The organism is Flavobacterium chilense, from assembly GCF_001602525.1.
Taxonomy (GTDB): domain Bacteria; phylum Bacteroidota; class Bacteroidia; order Flavobacteriales; family Flavobacteriaceae; genus Flavobacterium; species Flavobacterium chilense.
Genome location: NZ_LSYT01000011.1, coordinates 46,298 through 64,756 on the forward strand (window position 1 = coordinate 46,298; position 18,459 = coordinate 64,756).

General features: G+C 33.7%; 8 protein-coding genes. 6 read left to right on the forward strand and 2 right to left on the reverse strand.

Going from position 1 to position 18,459, the window contains the following annotated elements:
• Positions 1-31 precede the first annotated feature (31 nt).
• Positions 32-3,868 carry a type IX secretion system sortase PorU gene (gene porU, locus A4F88_RS22015; RefSeq protein ID WP_068845012.1) on the reverse strand — a complete coding sequence of 1,279 codons (3,837 nt, stop codon included), beginning with the start codon at positions 3,866-3,868 and terminating at the stop codon, positions 32-34.
• A gap of 213 nt (positions 3,869-4,081) precedes the next feature.
• Between porU and gldJ the strand changes: the two genes are divergently transcribed.
• Positions 4,082-5,767 (forward strand): gliding motility lipoprotein GldJ, encoded by a 1,686-nt coding sequence (gene gldJ, locus A4F88_RS22020; RefSeq protein WP_068844927.1) that lies wholly within the window; start codon positions 4,082-4,084, stop codon positions 5,765-5,767.
• A 232-nt stretch (positions 5,768-5,999) separates the two neighbouring features.
• A complete protein-coding gene (locus tag A4F88_RS22025) occupies positions 6,000-7,286 on the forward strand; it encodes a UDP-N-acetylmuramoyl-tripeptide--D-alanyl-D-alanine ligase (protein WP_068844928.1) in 1,287 nt (428 codons plus the stop codon).
• Positions 7,287-7,330: 44 nt separating this feature from the next.
• On the opposite strand, the gene A4F88_RS22030 is transcribed toward A4F88_RS22025, so the two are convergent.
• Entirely contained in the window at positions 7,331-10,210 is a 2,880-nt protein-coding gene (locus A4F88_RS22030) for a helix-turn-helix and ligand-binding sensor domain-containing protein (protein WP_068844929.1), read from the reverse strand.
• 343 nt (positions 10,211-10,553) lie between these two features.
• On the opposite strand from A4F88_RS22030, the gene A4F88_RS22035 reads away from it, so the two are divergent.
• From A4F88_RS22035 to A4F88_RS22050, 4 genes are all read left to right on the forward strand, one after another.
• On the forward strand, positions 10,554-13,706 hold the full coding sequence (locus A4F88_RS22035) for a SusC/RagA family TonB-linked outer membrane protein (RefSeq protein ID WP_068844930.1): 3,153 nt from the start codon (positions 10,554-10,556) through the stop codon (positions 13,704-13,706).
• A 17-nt stretch (positions 13,707-13,723) separates the two neighbouring features.
• Complete coding sequence (locus A4F88_RS22040; protein ID WP_068844931.1) at positions 13,724-15,259, forward strand: RagB/SusD family nutrient uptake outer membrane protein; 1,536 nt, start codon at positions 13,724-13,726, stop codon at positions 15,257-15,259.
• Between the two features lie 198 nt (positions 15,260-15,457).
• Complete coding sequence (locus A4F88_RS22045) at positions 15,458-16,918, forward strand: glycoside hydrolase family 30 protein (RefSeq protein ID WP_068844932.1); 1,461 nt, start codon at positions 15,458-15,460, stop codon at positions 16,916-16,918.
• Between the two features lie 67 nt (positions 16,919-16,985).
• Positions 16,986-18,449: a glycoside hydrolase family 30 protein gene (locus tag A4F88_RS22050; protein WP_068844933.1), complete on the forward strand. Its 1,464-nt coding sequence runs from the start codon at positions 16,986-16,988 to the stop codon at positions 18,447-18,449.
• The last annotated feature ends 10 nt before the right edge of the window (positions 18,450-18,459 follow it).

Consider the following 18,459-nt stretch of genomic DNA (forward strand, 5'->3'; position numbering starts at 1 on the left):
AATGGTATTTATGATACAAATATATATATTATTATAAGATAACAAGCTTTTCGTATTTTTCTGCCTTTTTATTCGTTAAATTAGATTTAACTGTGAGTTTGTAAATATACACACCTTTTCCGATTTTGTCACCAAAATCGTCTTTTCCGTCCCAACTTATTTCTCTGGATAAAAAACCTTCAGTTGTAATGACCTGATTTTTTGTCCAGACTACCTTTCCGGTTATCGTCATTACCTGTACCTGAACGTCTAAAGGCTCGTATGGCCTGTTGTGTGAAAACCAAAATTGGGTGTAAGTTGAAAAGGGGTTTGGATAATTAAGAACGTGTGATAAAGTCAATGTTTCATCTCCAACAACAATAAATTGTATCTCACTGGTTACGGGATTGTTGTAAACATCCCATGCTGTGAAGCTTATAGTGTGCATTCCGGGAGCTAAATTTCGTAACGGAAAACGCAAATTTCCATTGGTGTAATCATCAAGTTTTGTTTGATAATAATCGTTCAAAATATAAGGATTACTAACGTCTCCGTCCAGAATTGCTACAATGTCATGCCCGATTCCGCTTGCTGTATTAATACCATTTTCATCTTCAAGAAACGCCAATAAAAAAGGCGATTCATTTGTGATTCCACCAGATACAAAAGTTTCATCGTTCATATATAACTTCACTTTTGGACTTATATTGTCCTGAGGTGCATTTTGATTTATTCCACCAATTTTTATGGCTGTATTAAAGCCTGTCTGGTTCTCTAAAACCAGATTCTTTTTTGCATAAAAACTAATTCGGCCATAGTCTAACGGGATTCGGATATCACGTGGCACTACAAAGCTAAATTCAAACTGGCCATTGGTTATAGAAGCGTTTCCTCTAAAAATAGTTTCTCCCAGAATTTTAAATGACATTGCAGGGCTATATCCATCATTATTTAAGGTAGTAGTGGTAATTAATTTATCGAAAATGGCTGTAGCCAGTTCTCCGTTATAATTGCTTAAAAGATTGTCGTTTTCATCTGTAATTTGTCCTGATATTTTAATTTTTGCCAAAGATTGAAAATCCGGAAGGGTTTGCGAAACAGGAATGTCGTTTACCTTTGTTAAATTGATTCTTGGTTTTGGAATAGCTAACATTAAGGCAGGATCTCCAATATAGAAAATGACATTACTGGCTGAACTTGGATTTTCGTTTTTAGAAATTCGAAGGGTTTCTGCAATTGTGTTGTATTGATTTGATCCGTACGAAAATAAATTTTTGCTCAAACTATCATTGAAATTTTCGGCATTAAATTGCCCAATTGCACGAATTGTTGTCAGCATTGAAATTGCTCCTCCTTTTGGGTTCCAAAAAGTATATTCGCCGGCTGTTGGTCGTGTTGGGTCATCAAATCTCGAAAACTCACAAGTTATCGTAATAAATAATGGATACTTATATTGATTGCTTAAGTTTTGACCATCTGCTTTTTCCCAAATTCTTTCGGCTGATAACCCATCTTCACCACCATGTCCCAGATAATTAAAAACTAAAGCGCCTTTTTCAAAAGCGTTAAATAAATCTGTTTTTGCTTTTGGGTATCTCGCTCCTCCGGCAGATGCTTCCTGTGTATAAGAGTCTAAAAGGATTTTGTCTATATTGAAAAAAGGCTTTTGGGCAGCAATAACATCTGCCAGATTGTTTTGACGGGATTGTAATGTTGCATCTGAATCCCGATCAGAATCATCGCTAACCATAACAATGTTATTGCGCCAGTTTCCGTATGATTTGGTGTCGTAGTATTCCAGAACTTTGTTAACCATTTCTCCGGCTTGAGCATTGTCTGAAACCAGCATTCTTCCTGTAGCAATGTCAATTCCTCCAAAAGGAAATACGACAATACCTTCATTAGCATCCATAAGTCCGTAAAAGTCATCAGATGCAAACGAAGCTTCTCCGGTTGTATTGCTAACTACAGATTGATATATAGGTACAATATTATTGTTGTTTGCGATTCTGTCTTTATAATCAAATGAAGCATCTCCAAATAAATTTAAATATTTTATTCTTTTTTCTGAAGATGAAGCATTGTTATAAATGTATTTGATGCAATTTCTAATGGCTGCGATATCTTGTTTTCCTGAAGAGAATTCCTGATAGATGTTCTCTAATGAAATTACTTTTACGTTTAAATTAGAATTTACTCGATGAAAATTGGCTAGCTTTTCGGCCTGATTAACTAAAAATTTAGGTGTGACAATAACATAGTCGATATCCTGGAAGCTGTTTTGAATGTTTTTGAAAAGAGTTCCTTTTAAGTTTTGATTAGCAACCTTTGGCTGATTTTCTTTTAGTGGAGTATAATAATCAGTAGCATCAATTGCGATATATTTTCTAATTTCTCCCAATGCAGCTTTAAAGCTAAAACTAGTCTGATTTGTGTTTTCTATTTTGGATACATTATATAGGTCTGTGATATCCCAAATTTGAGAAATCCCGGAAGCGTTTCCAATAGTGTAATTTGCGATTCCTGCTGTTGAACCGGCTAAGTCGTATTGAAATTTAAATTGTTTTCCTGTGCCTGATAGTTTTCTTTTTGCAATTAAATTAATGTAATCCAGATATCCTTTTGATCCCGGTACACCATTATTATTATAGGTAAGTTTTATTTTTACATTTTCAGCGCCTGCAAAAGTGCTGTTAGCGGGTAGTTTTTGTTCGTAAAATTTTTGGTCCCCATTTGGAACTAAAGCCTGAAAGTTAAGCGTTCCGATATTTTGTCCGTTTGCTGAAATTGCAAAAGAAGTAGGGGTGTAAGCAGCTGAAGCTGTGTTTAATTGTATTTTTACTGGAGTTGTGGTTTCCAGATTAGGAAAATTAAACTCAAATTCCTGTTCCTGATTAATGTCGAAAGATTCTCCGTACCATTGGCGTCCCAGGTGAGCAATGTTTGTCTTGTCGATTTCATGAAATTGATAGTCGTCAAAAGTGTTTAGTTCTAAAGTAGTGCTTCCTGACGGCTGGTTTAAATTTGAAATTCGTTTTCCGTCGTTGCCAGTGGCAGTAATATAGTAATATGATTTGTTGTCGTATAAGTTAAGATTGGTTTGGCTTTCGGTATTCCAATTGCTTACTCCTTCGCCATAAAAAAGAATATAATCTTCATTGTTGAAAACGCCATCGCTTTCACCAATAATTTGAATCGCATTTTCGGCTAAATCTTCCGGATAATAAATGTTATTTGCCAGAGGTAGCATTCTGCCGCCGTTTCCGTAAATTTTTATTCTTCTCGGATCGACTTTGCCCGGATCAAACCCAAGGCTTTGCAGAAAAGATTTAGAGATTTTATAAACGCCTGATTTCTCAATGTAAAAACGATACCAGTCTCCGGAAGCGAGAACGGAATTGTAAACAGCATTTGATTTTTGAAAAGAAGAAGTGTTGTTGTTTGCTGATGCCGAGTTTGTTGTAATGTAAGAAAATGATTGGATCCTTTTATAGCCATTTCCGTCCTTTATTATAGGAGACAGCGATAGAAAAGTTTGTTTTTGATCTCTTGAGGTGGTTGTTTTTAACGTTTCATTTGGTTTTTCAGGTATGTTTTCATGTGACAGGTCGCCCAGGTCAGCAACAGACATTGGCTCATAGATTATGTTCGTAATTTGAACAGAATTGCTGTTTGAATAATTCGTTTCGCTCAGATTTAGCAATAATATTATGCTTTTTTTTGTAGTGTCGTAGCGAAAACTGTTTCCTGAAAAATACGGGATTTTTATTTTTGAGTCGCCAAAACTCATGTCTTTTTTGTTTTGCCAATCTAGTGTGAAGTTGCCATTTATCTGGGAAAATGAGATAATTGGAATCAAAAAAAGATATAAGATTAAAGCTTGTTTCATCAGTAGGTAAAACGGTTTTAAATTAAAAAAAATTTGGTAAGTAAAAATATAGTATTTCATGTTATAGTAAATAATAAAAAGTATATTTTTGCGTTCGTAACTATAGGTTATTTTCTGGTAAAAAACAGCTAAATAAAATTATTAGAACAGATGTTGCTAATTAAATGTTAATTATTATATTGCAGCACCTAAATTTATCACCTAAGAATGAGTATGAAAGTAAACAAAATTGTAGTCTTGCAATTAATGATGTCAATGGTATTGATGTTGGGCACGGCTAGTTGTAGCAAAAAATCGAGTTCCAGTCACGCTTCCAGAGCAACTGGTTGGGATGTAGATAGTCAGAATGGAACTGCTGCCAGAAATGCAGGAAAAAAACAACAGGCAGGACCTGGTTTAGTTTTTGTTGAGGGAGGTACATTTACAATGGGTAAAGTACAGGATGATGTTATGCACGATTGGAATAACACTCCAACTCAACAACACGTTCAGTCATTCTACATGGATGAGACTGAAGTTACAAATGGTATGTACTTAGAATACCTGGAATGGTTAAAGAAAGTTTTCCCACCAACAGAAGAAAATTACAAAAATATTTACGAAGGTGCATCTCCTGATACATTAGTATGGAGAAATCGTTTAGGGTATAACGAAACGATGACTAATAATTACTTAAGACACCCATCTTATGCAAACTATCCTGTAGTTGGTGTAAACTGGATTCAGGCTGTTGAATTTAGTAAATGGAGAACTGACCGTGTTAACGAGGCAGTTTTAGAGAAAAACGGATATCTTAAAAAAGGTGCAAAAACACAAGATGTTACTGCTGAAAGTATCTTTAATACTGAAGCTTATGTAGCTTCTCCAAGTACTACTTACGGAGGTAACGAAGAACTTGTTTTAAAGAAAAACCCTAACGGAAGAAGACTAAAAGCAGGAAAAGACGGTACAACTCCAGAAGCTAAAAACGTATACGCACAACGTTCTTCAGGTATTATCCTTCCTGAATACAGACTTCCTACTGAAGCAGAATGGGAATATGCTGCAGCAGCTGATGTTGGACAAAGAGAATACAATATATATAAAGGACAAAAGAAATATCCTTGGTCCGGAGATTATACACGTTCATCTAAACGTAAAAACAAAGGAGATCAATTGGCTAACTTTAAACAAGGAAACGGTGATTACGGTGGAATTGCAGGTTGGTCTGACGATGGTGCAGATATTACAAATGCTGTAAAAAGCTATGCTCCTAATGATTTTGGATTATACGATATGGCTGGAAACGTAGCCGAATGGGTTGCCGATGTTTACAGACCTATTATTGATAATGAAGCAAATGATTTTAACTACTTTAGAGGAAATCAATATGCTAAAAACAAAATTGGAAAAGATGGTAAAATTGAAATTATCACTAAAGATAATGTTCAATACAAAACGTTAAGTAACGGTAAAAAAGTTGCTACAAACTTACCAGGAGAAATTGCTCAGGTTCCGGTTGATGAAAATGAAACTTACCTGAGACAAAACTTCAGTACAAGTGACAACATCAATTATAGAGATGGTGATAAACAATCATCTAAATATTTTGACTTTGGAGATTCAGAAGCTGGTTCAAAAGCAGATCAGGCAATGTACAACTCTCCTAAGCATAATGTTACTACAGATAGTTTAGGTCAAATGGTTAGAAAATATGACAACTCTAGTAAACGTACCACATTAATCGATGATAATGTAAGAGTTTACAAAGGTGGTTCTTGGAGAGACAGAGCTTATTGGTTAGATCCTGCACAAAGAAGATATTTCCCTCAGGATATGGCTACAGATTACATCGGATTTAGATGTGCAATGTCTAGAGTAGGTGCAAAAGCTGAAAGAAGAAAATCGCCTAGAAATTAAGTTTTAGAAATTTCAACATATAAAATTCCAAATTCCAAAGCTGAATATTTCAGTAAGGAATTTGGAATTTTTTTATGGTATTTATTTTGACTTTTCTCTGCTGCTGATACTGCTGCAGAATAAATAAACGGACGTAATTTGAAATAAAAAGATCATTTTGAAGCCAATTAAAAAAAGTCAGGATAAGTTCATTGTTTTTTTCTAATTTTATCACCTATAAAATTGTTTTTAAATGAATATTCAGGAAATTCATAATTTATTTTTACAATGCAAATCTGTTTCAATTGATACCAGAAAGATTGAAAAGGATGCCATGTTTTTTGCTATAAAAGGAGAAAACTTTGATGCCAATACATTTGCGGCAAAAGCATTAGAATTGGGAGCTTTATATGTTGTTGTTGATAATGTATCTTATGTTATAGACGAGAGAACTATTCTTGTCGAAAATAGTCTGGAAACATTACAGGAATTGGCAAAGTTTCATCGTACTTATTTAAAATTACCCATTGTAGCCTTAACGGGGAGTAACGGAAAAACGACTACCAAAGAGCTTATAAATGTGGTTTTGTCTAAAAAATACAAGACCAAAGCAACAATAGGTAATTTGAATAACCATATTGGGGTTCCGTTGACTTTATTGTCTTTTACTAAAGAAACGGAAATTGGTATTGTCGAAATGGGAGCAAATCATAAAAAAGAGATTGCATTTTTATGCGAAATTGCACAGCCTGATTATGGTTATATTACCAACTTTGGAAAAGCGCATTTAGAAGGTTTTGGAGGTATTGAAGGTGTAATAGAAGGTAAAAGCGAAATGTATCAATATCTTGCAAAAAACAATAAGCAGGCTTTTGTAAATCTTGAAGATCCAATTCAAATCGAAAAATCTGCAGGAATTACTTCTTTTACATTTGGAGTCCATAAGAGTGAAGCGAATGTAAATATTAAAAAAATAGAAGCCAATCCATTTGTTGCTATAGACTATATTAATTTCAGTCTTAAATCTCATTTAATTGGTCTTTACAACGCAAATAACATCAATGCGGCAGTTGCTATGGGATATTATTTTAAAGTTGATGAAAACGATATTAAAGAAGCAATTGAAGGTTACATCCCGGAGAATAACAGATCTCAATTGTTGAAAAAAGGCTCTAATCAAATTATTCTGGATGCTTACAATGCCAATCCAAGTAGTATGGCTGTTGCAATTGCTAATTTTTTGCAATTAGAAAATCAAAACAAAATAATGATTTTAGGAGATATGTTTGAGCTGGGAAATGAAAGCCAGCAGGAACATAAAATAATTGTAGATTCCTTATTAAATCAAAATGAATCTACATGTTATTTAATTGGGAAGTCATTTTATGAAAATGAAACCGCTCATGAAAAAATTAAATTTTTTGAAACATTTGATGCTTTTGCAGCTTATCTAAAGATATTACATTTTGATGAAAATACTATTTTAATAAAAGGGTCGAGAGGAATGGCTCTGGAACGAACATTAGAATTTATAAATTAACCAAAACAAGAAAGCCATTCACACGAATGGCTTTCTTGTTTTGGTTAGATACTCATTAAAAAACCAATAAGGTTTTCTTTCTTATTCAGTCCAAGTTTCTTTCTTAGACGATATCGGGCTAATTCTACTCCTCCCGTTGAAATATTCATGATTTCAGCTATTTCTTTTGTTGACATATTCATGAGTAAATAAGTAGACAAATCGAGTTCGCGTGGAGATATTGTCGGGTATTTTTCTTTTAAGCGTTTTAAAAACTCAAAATGCACATTCTTGATATGTTTTTCTAAGTCTTTCCAGCTCTTATCTGTGTTTACCTCTTTTACGATACTTTTATGGAGTTTGTTAAACTCAAACTTAGTTGAATCATCCAGGATATTGGTATCAATATCTTTTAGTTTGTTAATAATTCCGTTTAAGATTTTGTTTTTCTTTACAACTTGTAATGAGTTATTTACTAACTCTTTATCTTTTGATAAAATCTTGATTTGCAGCTTGTCATTTTTAAGCTTTTCGATCTCTTTTTCTAGTTCGTGCTGTTCGTGTCTGATTTTTGATTCTTTTTCAAGATATAGCCTTCGCTGTTCTATGGTTTCATAATATTTGTTCTTTCTGATTTTTAGTTTAATCCTGTTCGATATTACATAAATTCCGGTAACAACAAGAATGAAATAAATCAAATACGCCAGAAAATGCCTGTACCATGGCGGAGAAATTATAAATTGAATCTGGCTAACATCTGATTCAATACCATAACTGTTTTTTGATTTTAACTTCATTGTGTAAGTTCCTTCCCGTAAATTGGTGTATTCTTTTAGGGATATTGGAGACCAGCTGCGCCAATTGTCTTCAAACGGCTCCAGTTTATAAGAGTACATTATATTTTCCTGATTTTCATATGTTGGAGATGAAAATGTAAACTTAACGTGGTTTGCGCTGTATGGTATGGTGTATGATTTTTCGTTATCGGCTATATTGCCCGTTAAAATTGTATCTCCTGGAAAAGAAAAACTGGCAATGAATACCTTTGGTTTTGTAATAAAGGTATTTGATATTTTAGAATCATAATGCGTTAAACCGTCAGTTAAACCTATAAAAATGTTTTGAGGATCTATGGTATTTACAGAAATGTAATTGTTAACCAGATTTCCTGATAAGTTCGAAAACGGAGCTTGTTTTTTTGTAAAAGTACCATTTGAGTTTTTTGTGAGAACACCTAAGGACTCATTAAAAGCATACCATAAATTTCCCTCAGAATCCTCAATTAAGGTATTTATGGTTGGTATTTTGCTGAATAGTTTACTTATTTTTTTATCCTCAAAAAAAGCATCCTGTTCTTTAGAAAACCTGAAAAAGTGATTCTGAGCCTGAAAATATACTTTATTATTAATGCTTTGTAAGCTGTTGATTCCTTTATATGTTGATGAAATGTCTTTGTGTTTTTGAATAAGATCAAATCTTTTCAAATCGTCTGATAATTTCATTTGATATAAGTATGGATTCTTTTTTAACCACAAATAAGTATCATCCAGTTCTATAGAAAAAGTATTTGTGGTTTCGTCAAATCCTTGTACCTGATGTGAATAATCATATCCATTTGCTGATTTTTTGAAAATAGAAAAGCCATTGTAACTTTCTCCTATAATATAGTTTTCATGATTTGGAATGTTTTTGAAACCAAAATAACCTTTGGTATCCATTATTTTTGAAACCTTATTTTGGTTAATAACCAATGCACCACTATTACTGGCACACAGCAACGTTCCGTTTAATACCTGAATGTTCCATGCCTGCGAGATAGTTCCTTCTACTCTCGTAAACGGACTATCCTTGAATGATCCGCTCCAGGAATGATAAAATAATCCCTGATTAGTTGCAACATAAAGATTGCCGTTGTAAGTAATCGAGGCATATACAGTTCCTATATTATAACTATAATCAAAATAAGAAAAAGGAGCGTTTTCATTTATAAAAGTAATACCATTATCAAGACCAAGCCAGACATTGTTTTTATTGTCGACAAAAGAGGTCAATATGGTGTTGTTTTGAAGTCCTTTTTGTCGATTAAGATGCTGAATTATTTTTCCGTTCAAATCACAAATGATTACACCGTCTAATACAGAGTTGAGGACGATAAATTTGCCTTTTATGATAGATCCTCCAAGTGATGTGTTTTTTTTGATAAATGCGTTTGCCTCAGTTTCCCAGGGCTTGACAGTTTGATTATCTGATATAAAAAGACCTTTTTCTAAAGTAGCCAGCAGCATCTTGTTATTGGGTAATGGAAATACCGACCAGATTTCTTTATCATTAAAAACAGTTGTACCTTTTATAGGAGTCAACTTTCCATTTTTGTATTCCAGAATTCCCAATGATTTATCCTGAAAATAAAGATGATTATTCACCAGAAAAGAAAACTGAAATTTTTGAGGAGCATTTAATAAGGTTAGCTTGTTATTCTTTAGAATAAAAACCTTTGTAAAAGACTGAAAAATTACTTCACCTTTAAATATATGTATCCTCCAGATCAGGTTAATATTTTGTCTGTCTTTTTTACTTACCTGATCAGATAGAGAATGATATTTTAAAATTCCGTTATCATTATTTTGAAAGTAACCAAATTCATTATTTCCGCCCACAAATATTTTGCCTGAAGAATCAATTTTTAAGCTTCTAATTTCTGTCTTGGCAGGAAGGGAATATTTGTACCAGCTTGAACCGTCAAATTGCAATAAGCCGCTATTATTTGCAAAGTACATATTTCCTTTTTTATCCTGATCAATACTCCAATTTTGAGTGCCGCCTTTATACTCCGACCTTTTATAGTTTTTAATGGCGGGTAAACCTATGTTTTTTACTTGTGCTGCAGCATTTGTTTGTGAGAAAATTACAATAATTAGCGTTAAATATGTATTTATGAATTTCATAAAAATTAGAATGTATTTTTATTAGAAATGTTTTATAAAGGCTTTTGTTTTTTGATTTATTATTTACAATGTTCCACTTTTGCAGAATTATTTTAAATATATATCGAAATAGTTATTATTTTATAAATGTAGTGTTTATTTTTAAACTTAACATTTCTATAACAATATAATAGTTTTTATAAAATATTTAAAATCAAATATTTAAAAATAATTTGATGTGTTTTTGTAGAGTATGAAAATATACTTTGATGTGTTTTTGTAAGGAAATTTTATTCGAAATAGTTAAAATTTAACTTTATTATTGCATCAAATTACTAATTAATTAACCAAAATTTTTAGAAAAATGAAATTAACAAAATTACTTATTTTTTGTATTTCGTCTCTACTGTTTTCAGTTATCGCAATGGCACAGGATGTTACGGTAAACGGAATCATACATGATGAAAGTGGATTACCCGTCCCAGGGGCAACAATCTTAATTAAAGGTACAAGTAAAGCGACTGCTTCTGACTTTGATGGTAAGTTTCAAATTACAGCTCCATCAAATTCAACCTTAACAGTTAGTTTTGTTGGATATGTTACTGTTCAGGAAGCAGTAAACGGAAGAACAAAACTTGAAATTAAATTGCGTCCTGAATCTCAATCATTAAATGAAGTTGTAGTAGTAGGATACGGTACTCAAAAGAAAAGTGTTGTTACAGGTTCTATTTCTAGTGTAAAAGCTAAAGATTTAGAAAGCTTACCTATAACAAGAGTAGAGCAGGCTCTACAAGGTAGAGTTTCCGGAGTTTCTATTGCTGCCAATGCAGGTCAGCCAGGATCAGCTTCTACAATTCGTATTCGTGGTTTTACTACATTAAATAATAATGACCCGTTATGGGTTGTTGATGGTGTTGTAGTAGATAATGGAGGAATTGGATATTTAAATCAATCAGACATTGAGTCTATCGAGGTATTAAAAGATGGTGCTTCAGGTGCTATTTATGGTTCTCGTGCTGCTGCCGGAGTTATTTTGGTAACGACTAAAAAAGGTAAAGCAGGTAAAATTTCTGTAAATTATACTGGATTTGCAGGAACATCTCAGGCTGCTAAAAAATTAGACTTATTAGATGCCAGCCAATATGTTACTATAATGAACGAGGCTTTTACTAATGGTGGTGGTGTAGGTGAAAAATTCCCAACCAAAAATGGTAGTGGTACCCCAATAAACTATGGAAAAGGAACAAACTGGCAAGATGCTATTTTTAACAATCATGCGCAACGTTATTCTCACGAATTAAGTTTTAGCGGAGGTAATGATGTTTCTACATTTTACATGTCTTTTGGTATAACAGATCAGGAAGGTATTATTACTACTGACATCTCTCACTATACAAGAAAAAACATCCGATTAAACTCTAATCACAAAATTGGTAAGTATATTAAAATTGGACAAACGTTAGGTTATTCTAATGAAAAAACTATTGGTATTGGTAATACAAATGATGAGTTTGGTGGTCCTTTGGCATCAGCAATCAACTTAGATCCATTAACTCCAATTATTGAAACTGATCCGTCTAAAACAGGACCAGGTTCTGTATACGCTAATCCAAATACACTTAAAGATGCAAATGGTCACTACTATGGTATTTCGACTATTGTAACTCAGGAAAATACAAACCCATTAGCTTATACTCAAACAAGATTAGGCAATAATGATTTTGCAGATAATTTTGTTGGTAACATCTTTATTGAGGCTGAAATTTTGCCAGGTTTGAAATTTAGATCTACTGCCGGTGCAAAACTAGCTTACTATGGATCAGATAACTTTACTCCGGTTTTCTTTTTAAATGGTGCTACGAAAAGAGATAAAAATGAATTATTCAGATCGTACAAAAAATCATTTAGCTGGAATTGGGAGAATACATTAAACTATACTAAAAAATTCGGCGATCATAACTTTAGTGTTTTATTAGGAAAAGGAACTTATGTAGATAACATCACATCAGGTAATGATGCTACTTACCAGGGGATTCCTGCAACTACTCACGAAGAAGCTTCTTTTAACGTAGATATTCCTCTTACAGATAAATTTGTTAATGCTTATAATTCATTAGCTGTAGAGCATAGAGTTGAATCTTTATTTGCAAGGTTAAACTATGACTATAAAGAAAAATACATCTTTACAGGTATTATCCGTCGTGATGGTTCTACAAGATTTGGACCAAACCACAAATACGGAACTTTCCCTTCATTCTCTCTTGGATGGGTACCTTCTAAAGAAGAGTTCTGGAAAGAAAATGATGTGGTAAATAACCTGAAAATTAGAGGAGGTTATGGAGTTACAGGAAATGATTCATCTCCGGATTTCTTATACCTTTCTACTATTGGTAATAAAAGAAATTACACTATTGGAGGAACACCTACTCCGGGACAAAGCCCTAATGCAATTGCTAACCCGGATTTGAAATGGGAAGAAACAAAACAAGTTAACGTAGGTTTTGAAAGTACACTTTTCCATGACTTTAACTTAAGTGTAGATTTATTCAACAAAAAGACTTCAGGTATCTTAATGAAAGTGCCAATTCCTGGATTTGTTGGAGCAAGTGGAGACACTTATGCGAACCTTGCTGATATGCAAAATAAAGGTATTGATGTTGAATTAGGTTACCGTAAAAGAATTGGAGCTTTGAATTTATCAGTAAACGGAAACTTCTCTTACATCAAAAATGAAATTACTTACATAGACAAAGGAGTTAATTTTATCGCAGGTGATGAAACAGTACAATCAACTTCTTACGAGATCAACAGAACTCAGGTTGGTCAGGCTTATAATTCATTCTACGGATTCAGAACAAATGGAGTTTTCCAAACAGTTGACGAAGTAAATGCTTATAAAAATGCAGCTGGAGGATTAATTCAGCCAAATGCTAAACCAGGAGATTTCCGTTGGCAGGATTTAAACGGAGATGGTAAAATTGATGGTAACGATAGAGATTTCTTAGGAACTTCATTACCTAAATTTACTTACGGTTTAACTTTAAACGTAGATTATAAAGGTTTCGACTTATTGGTTTTTGGTCAGGGAGCTGGTGGAAATATGATTTACCAGGGATTAAGAAGATTAGATATTACAAATGCAAATTATCAAACAGCTGTTTTAAATCGTTGGACAGGTCCGGGATCAACAAATTCTTATCCTAGAGTTACAACAGATGATACGAATAAAAACTTCACTAATCCATCAGATTTTAATTTACAGAAAGGTGATTTCTTTAGATTCAAAACGATTCAGTTTGGATATTCATTCCCACAAGAGTGGATAAATAGTATTTCACTATCAAAAGTAAGACTTTATCTAACAGGAGAGAATTTATTCACTATTACAAAATACACTGGTTTTGATCCTGAAATTGGAGGACCTACAACGGCTGGAATGAACAACGTACAAGGTGTTGACAGAGGATTTTATCCTCAGGCGAAGTCGTATATGTTAGGAGTTAATGTGCAATTTTAATTAAAAAATAAAATATTATGAAACTTATAAGTTTTAAACAATCATTTATCGCTTTGGGAGTGTTATTGGCACTTGCGTCGTGCGATACCGATGAAAAGCTCGAAGTAAAAGGAGATGGTGTAGTACTTGAAGATAATTTTTACAGAAATGAAACAGAAGCTTATTCTGGTTTAGTTGCTGCTTATGATAAAATCGGTAAATACGCCGGAGCAATGGAAAACGCACCTTTACTATTTTTAAATTCTGCATCAGATGATTTTTATGCAGGAGGAGGAGGAGCAGGTGATCAGCCAGGTCTTCAGGTAGCGTCAAACTATTCGATCACTCCAACTAATATTCCGCCAAACATTTGGGCAGATTATTACAAAGGAGTAGCCAGATGTAATATTATGATAGTAAAGCTTCCTGGAATTCCTATGGACGCAGCTAAAAAATCAAGATTCATGGCAGAGGTAAAAGCATTACGTGCTTATTACTACTTAGACTTAGTGAGAATGTTCAAAAATGTTCCATTAATCTTAACTCCGGTAGTACAAAGCGAAATTGCTACAATTACACAAGCTAAACCAGAAGATGTTTATGCTCAAATTGAAAAAGATTTAAACGATGCAATTCCTGACTTGCCAATTACATTAGCAGTTAGTGAACTAGGAAGATTAACAAAAGGAGCTGCAACAGCCCTTTTAGGAAAAGCCTATTTATATGACAATAAAAAGACTGAAGCTGCTACACAATTAGCTTTAGTAAATGGTACTCCGGGAGGAACTAGTAGTTTTGGTTATAAATTGTTGGATAATTTTGCTCAGTTATGGGATAAACAACACAAGTTTAATTCAGAATCTATTCTTGAAATTAGTTATTCAGATAAATCAAATGCAGATTGGGGTAATTTTGAAAGAGGAGATGACGAAGGAAATGTTGCTGCTCAATTAATGGGAATTAGAGATTACTCAAGAAAAGCTAAAGGAATTACTGCAGGATTACCAGACTATATCAATGGTTGGGGATTCATGGTGGTTACTAAAGATTTGCAGACTGCTATGCAAGGTGATCCTCGTTACGCATCTACTATTTTTAATGCAGGTCCTTTAAGAGGTACAGGAAATGACGATCCAAACGGATCTATAACTTATACAGACAGTTATAACGAAACCGGATATCATTTCATTAAATACGCACCAGTTAATGCTGATATTAAAGCATCTAATCCTTTCTTAAATTTTGGTATCAATACTTATGTTATTCGTTTGGCTGATACTTATTTATTAGAAGCTGAAGCTTTAGGCGGAACAGGAGCAAGAGCTCAGGCACTTTTAGATGCTGTAAGAGCAAGAGTAGGTTTGGCATCTGTACCAGTTTCTTTGACTGCTATATATGCTGAAAGAAGATTAGAACTTGCAGGAGAAGGACACCGTTGGTTTGACTTAATAAGAACAGGTCAGGCAGCAGCTAAACTTGCTTTCAAAGGATTTACAGCTAATAAAAATGAAGCTTTCCCAATTCCTTACAGCGAATTCAATAATACTAAAATGGTTCAGAATACAGGATATTAATAACCATCAAAATAAAATTTAGTATTAGTATGTAAAAAAGACTGAGGTGAAAATCTCAGTCTTAATAAACAAACAAGTACTAACGTATGTTTAAGTTAAGTTAAGTTTGGTTGTCAGAATAGCCCATATTCTCTTTGATTATGGGCTATTTTTTAAATCAGGTATTGCAAAAAAGTTTTAATTATTAAAACATATACAATGAAAAAAAACGGTTTTATTATTACTTGTTTATGTTTTTCCGTAGCTGCTTTTTCACAGCAGAAAAGCCAAAAACACCCGCAGGAATTTACAACAAATAACAAAAAGATTGCAGTATATACTACTGCCGATAATACGAAATTAAGGCTAACCCCTACAGATAATTTATCCTTTACAGCATCAAAACAACCAGTAGAAACTGAGATTTCAGTTTTTGTCGAGCCATCAAAAAAATTCCAGACTTTTATGGGAATCGGAGGTGCCGTTACTGATGCAAGTGCCGAAATTTTCGCGAAACTTTCAAAAGAAAAACAAACAGAATTTTTAAATGCTTATTACGATACTCAAAAAGGAATAGGTTATACATTGCTAAGAACAACGATTCAAAGTTCAGATTTTAGCAGTGCAAGTTATTCTTATATTGAAGAAGGAGATAAGGATTTAAAAACCTTTTCGATTGAACACGACAGACAATATCGCATTCCATTAATAAAACAAGCCATTAAAACAGCCGGGGGAAAATTAGTAACCTATGCTACTCCTTGGTCACCAAATGCTTTTATGAAAAGCAATAAAAATGTGCTAAAAGGCGGAACATTACTTCCAGAGTTTTATCAGCCCTGGGCTAATTTCTATGCAAAATTTATTAAAGCTTACGAAAAAGAAGGAATTCCTATTTGGGGAACCTCTGTTCAAAATGAGCCAATGGCAACACAAACCTGGGAATCATGTTTGTATACTGCGGAACAAGAGAGAGATTTTCTAAAAAAATATTTAGGCCCAACACTTAAAAAAGAAGGCCTGGATAAAGTAAAAATTATTGCCTGGGATCACAATCGTGATTTAATGGTACAAAGAGCAAATGTAATTTTCTCAGATCCTGAAGCTTCAAAATATGTTTGGGGAATTGGATTTCACTGGTATGAAACCTGGACAGGAGCACAGCCAATGTTTGAAAATGTTGCCAGAGTACACGAAGCATATCCGGATAAAAAGCTGATGTTTACAGAGGGCTGCGTCGAAAGATTTGATGCTGCTAAATACCAATTCTGGCCAAACGCAGAAAGATACGGAACATCAATGATCAATGATTTCAACAACGGAACCGTAGGCTGGACAGACTGGAATATTCTTTTGGATCAGTTTGGAGGACCAAATCATGTGGGTAATTTTTGCTTTGCCCCAATTCATGCCGATACAACAACAGGTGAATTAATTTATACACCTTCGTATTATTACATCGGACATTTTTCAAAATTCATTCGTCCAAATGCTGTTCGTGTGAGTACTTCAGTGAGCAGAAGTTATTTGCAAAGTACTTCATTCCTGAATACTGATGGTAAAATGTCAACCGTAGTGATGAATCATACAGATAACGAAATCACTTATAATTTAATAATTGCTACTCAGAAAACAGTAGTAAAAATACCGGCTCACGCCATACAAACATTAGTATATTAATTTATTTTGTTAGTTGTAAGGGCTATTTATTTAGCCCTTATTTTTTTAAATAGAATCTAGAAATACAATGAAATCAACCCATAAAATTTTAATAATTCCAATATTAATTCTGCAATTAAGTTGTTCTTCATCAAAGACTGTAGCCGATTCTACTGTTGCTAAATCCAAACCAAACTCAAAAATTAGTGTTTATACCACTGCAGAAAATACCAATTTAAGATTATCATTATCCAATGATTTAATCTCAACTTCACAACAAACAAATTCAACCGTTTCTATTACAATAGATCCGGCAAAAACATACCAGACTTTTCTGGGAATTGGAGGTGCAATTACAGATGCGAGCGCTGAAGTCTTTGCCAGATTATCTCCAAAAAAGCAACAGGAATTCCTTACCGCTTATTATGATAAAAACAAAGGAATTGGCTACTCTTTAGCCAGAACAAATATTCATAGTTGCGATTTTAGCAGCGAAAGTTATACCTATGTTCAGGAAGGAGACAAAGATTTAAAAACCTTCAATATTGATCATGATAGAAAATACAGAATACCACTAATTAAAAAAGCAATTGAAACAGCCGGCGGGAAAATAACCTTATTTGCAAGTCCATGGAGTCCCCCAGCTTTTATGAAAGACAATAATGATATTTTGCACGGCGGCGTTTTATTGCCTGAATTTGCTCAGTCGTGGGCCAATTATTATGCAAAATTTATAAAGGCATATGAAAAAGAAGGAATCCCTGTTTGGGGATTAACCATTCAGAATGAGCCAATGGCAAAACAAAGATGGGAATCCTGCATTTATACTCCGGAAGCCGAAAGAGATTTTCTGAAAAACTTTCTGGGACCAACCCTTGAAAAGGAAGGTCTGGGGTCAAAAAACATTATCATCTGGGATCATAATCGTGGAGATATGTTAGTAACACGAGCCAATCTGGTTTTCTCAGATCCCGAAGTTTCAAAATATGCATGGGGAATTGGATTTCACTGGTATGAAACCTGGAACGGAGGAACACCAAAATTCGAATCAGTTGCCGAAGTTCATAAAGCCTTTCCAAACAAAAACTTAATTTTTACAGAAGGCTGTATTGAAAAATTTGATGCCGGTAAGTTCCAGTTTTGGGGAAATGCGGAGCGATACGGATTAAACATGATCAATGATTTTAATAACGGAACCGTCGCCTGGACAGATTGGAATATTCTGTTAGATCAAAACGGAGGACCAAATCATGTAGGTAACTTTTGTTTTGCACCCATTCACGGAGATACTTCAAAAGATGAGTTAATATATACACCAATGTATTACTATATAGGTCATTTGTCAAAATTTATCAGACCAAATGCAAAACGAATCGAAGCAACGATCAGCGACAAAACGTTGCTAAGTACCACGTTTAAAAATACAGACGGAAAAATTGCGACCATTATCATGAATTCATCTGATAAAGAAGTGATTTACAGCATCACAAACAATAAGCAGAAAACAACCATTATAATACCGGCACATGCCATGCAAACTCTGGAATATTAGAGTTTTAATT

Coding starts and splice junctions, on each gene's coding strand:
- A4F88_RS22030 (WP_068844929.1), bottom strand. CDS start 10,210: ATGAAATTCATAAATACATATTTAACGCTAATTATTGTAATTTTCTCA.
- porU (WP_068845012.1), bottom strand. CDS start 3,868: ATGAAACAAGCTTTAATCTTATATCTTTTTTTGATTCCAATTATCTCA.
- A4F88_RS22035 (WP_068844930.1), top strand. CDS start 10,554: ATGAAATTAACAAAATTACTTATTTTTTGTATTTCGTCTCTACTGTTT.
- gldJ (WP_068844927.1), top strand. CDS start 4,082: ATGAAAGTAAACAAAATTGTAGTCTTGCAATTAATGATGTCAATGGTA.
- A4F88_RS22045 (WP_068844932.1), top strand. CDS start 15,458: ATGAAAAAAAACGGTTTTATTATTACTTGTTTATGTTTTTCCGTAGCT.
- A4F88_RS22050 (WP_068844933.1), top strand. CDS start 16,986: ATGAAATCAACCCATAAAATTTTAATAATTCCAATATTAATTCTGCAA.
- A4F88_RS22040 (WP_068844931.1), top strand. CDS start 13,724: ATGAAACTTATAAGTTTTAAACAATCATTTATCGCTTTGGGAGTGTTA.
- A4F88_RS22025 (WP_068844928.1), top strand. CDS start 6,000: ATGAATATTCAGGAAATTCATAATTTATTTTTACAATGCAAATCTGTT.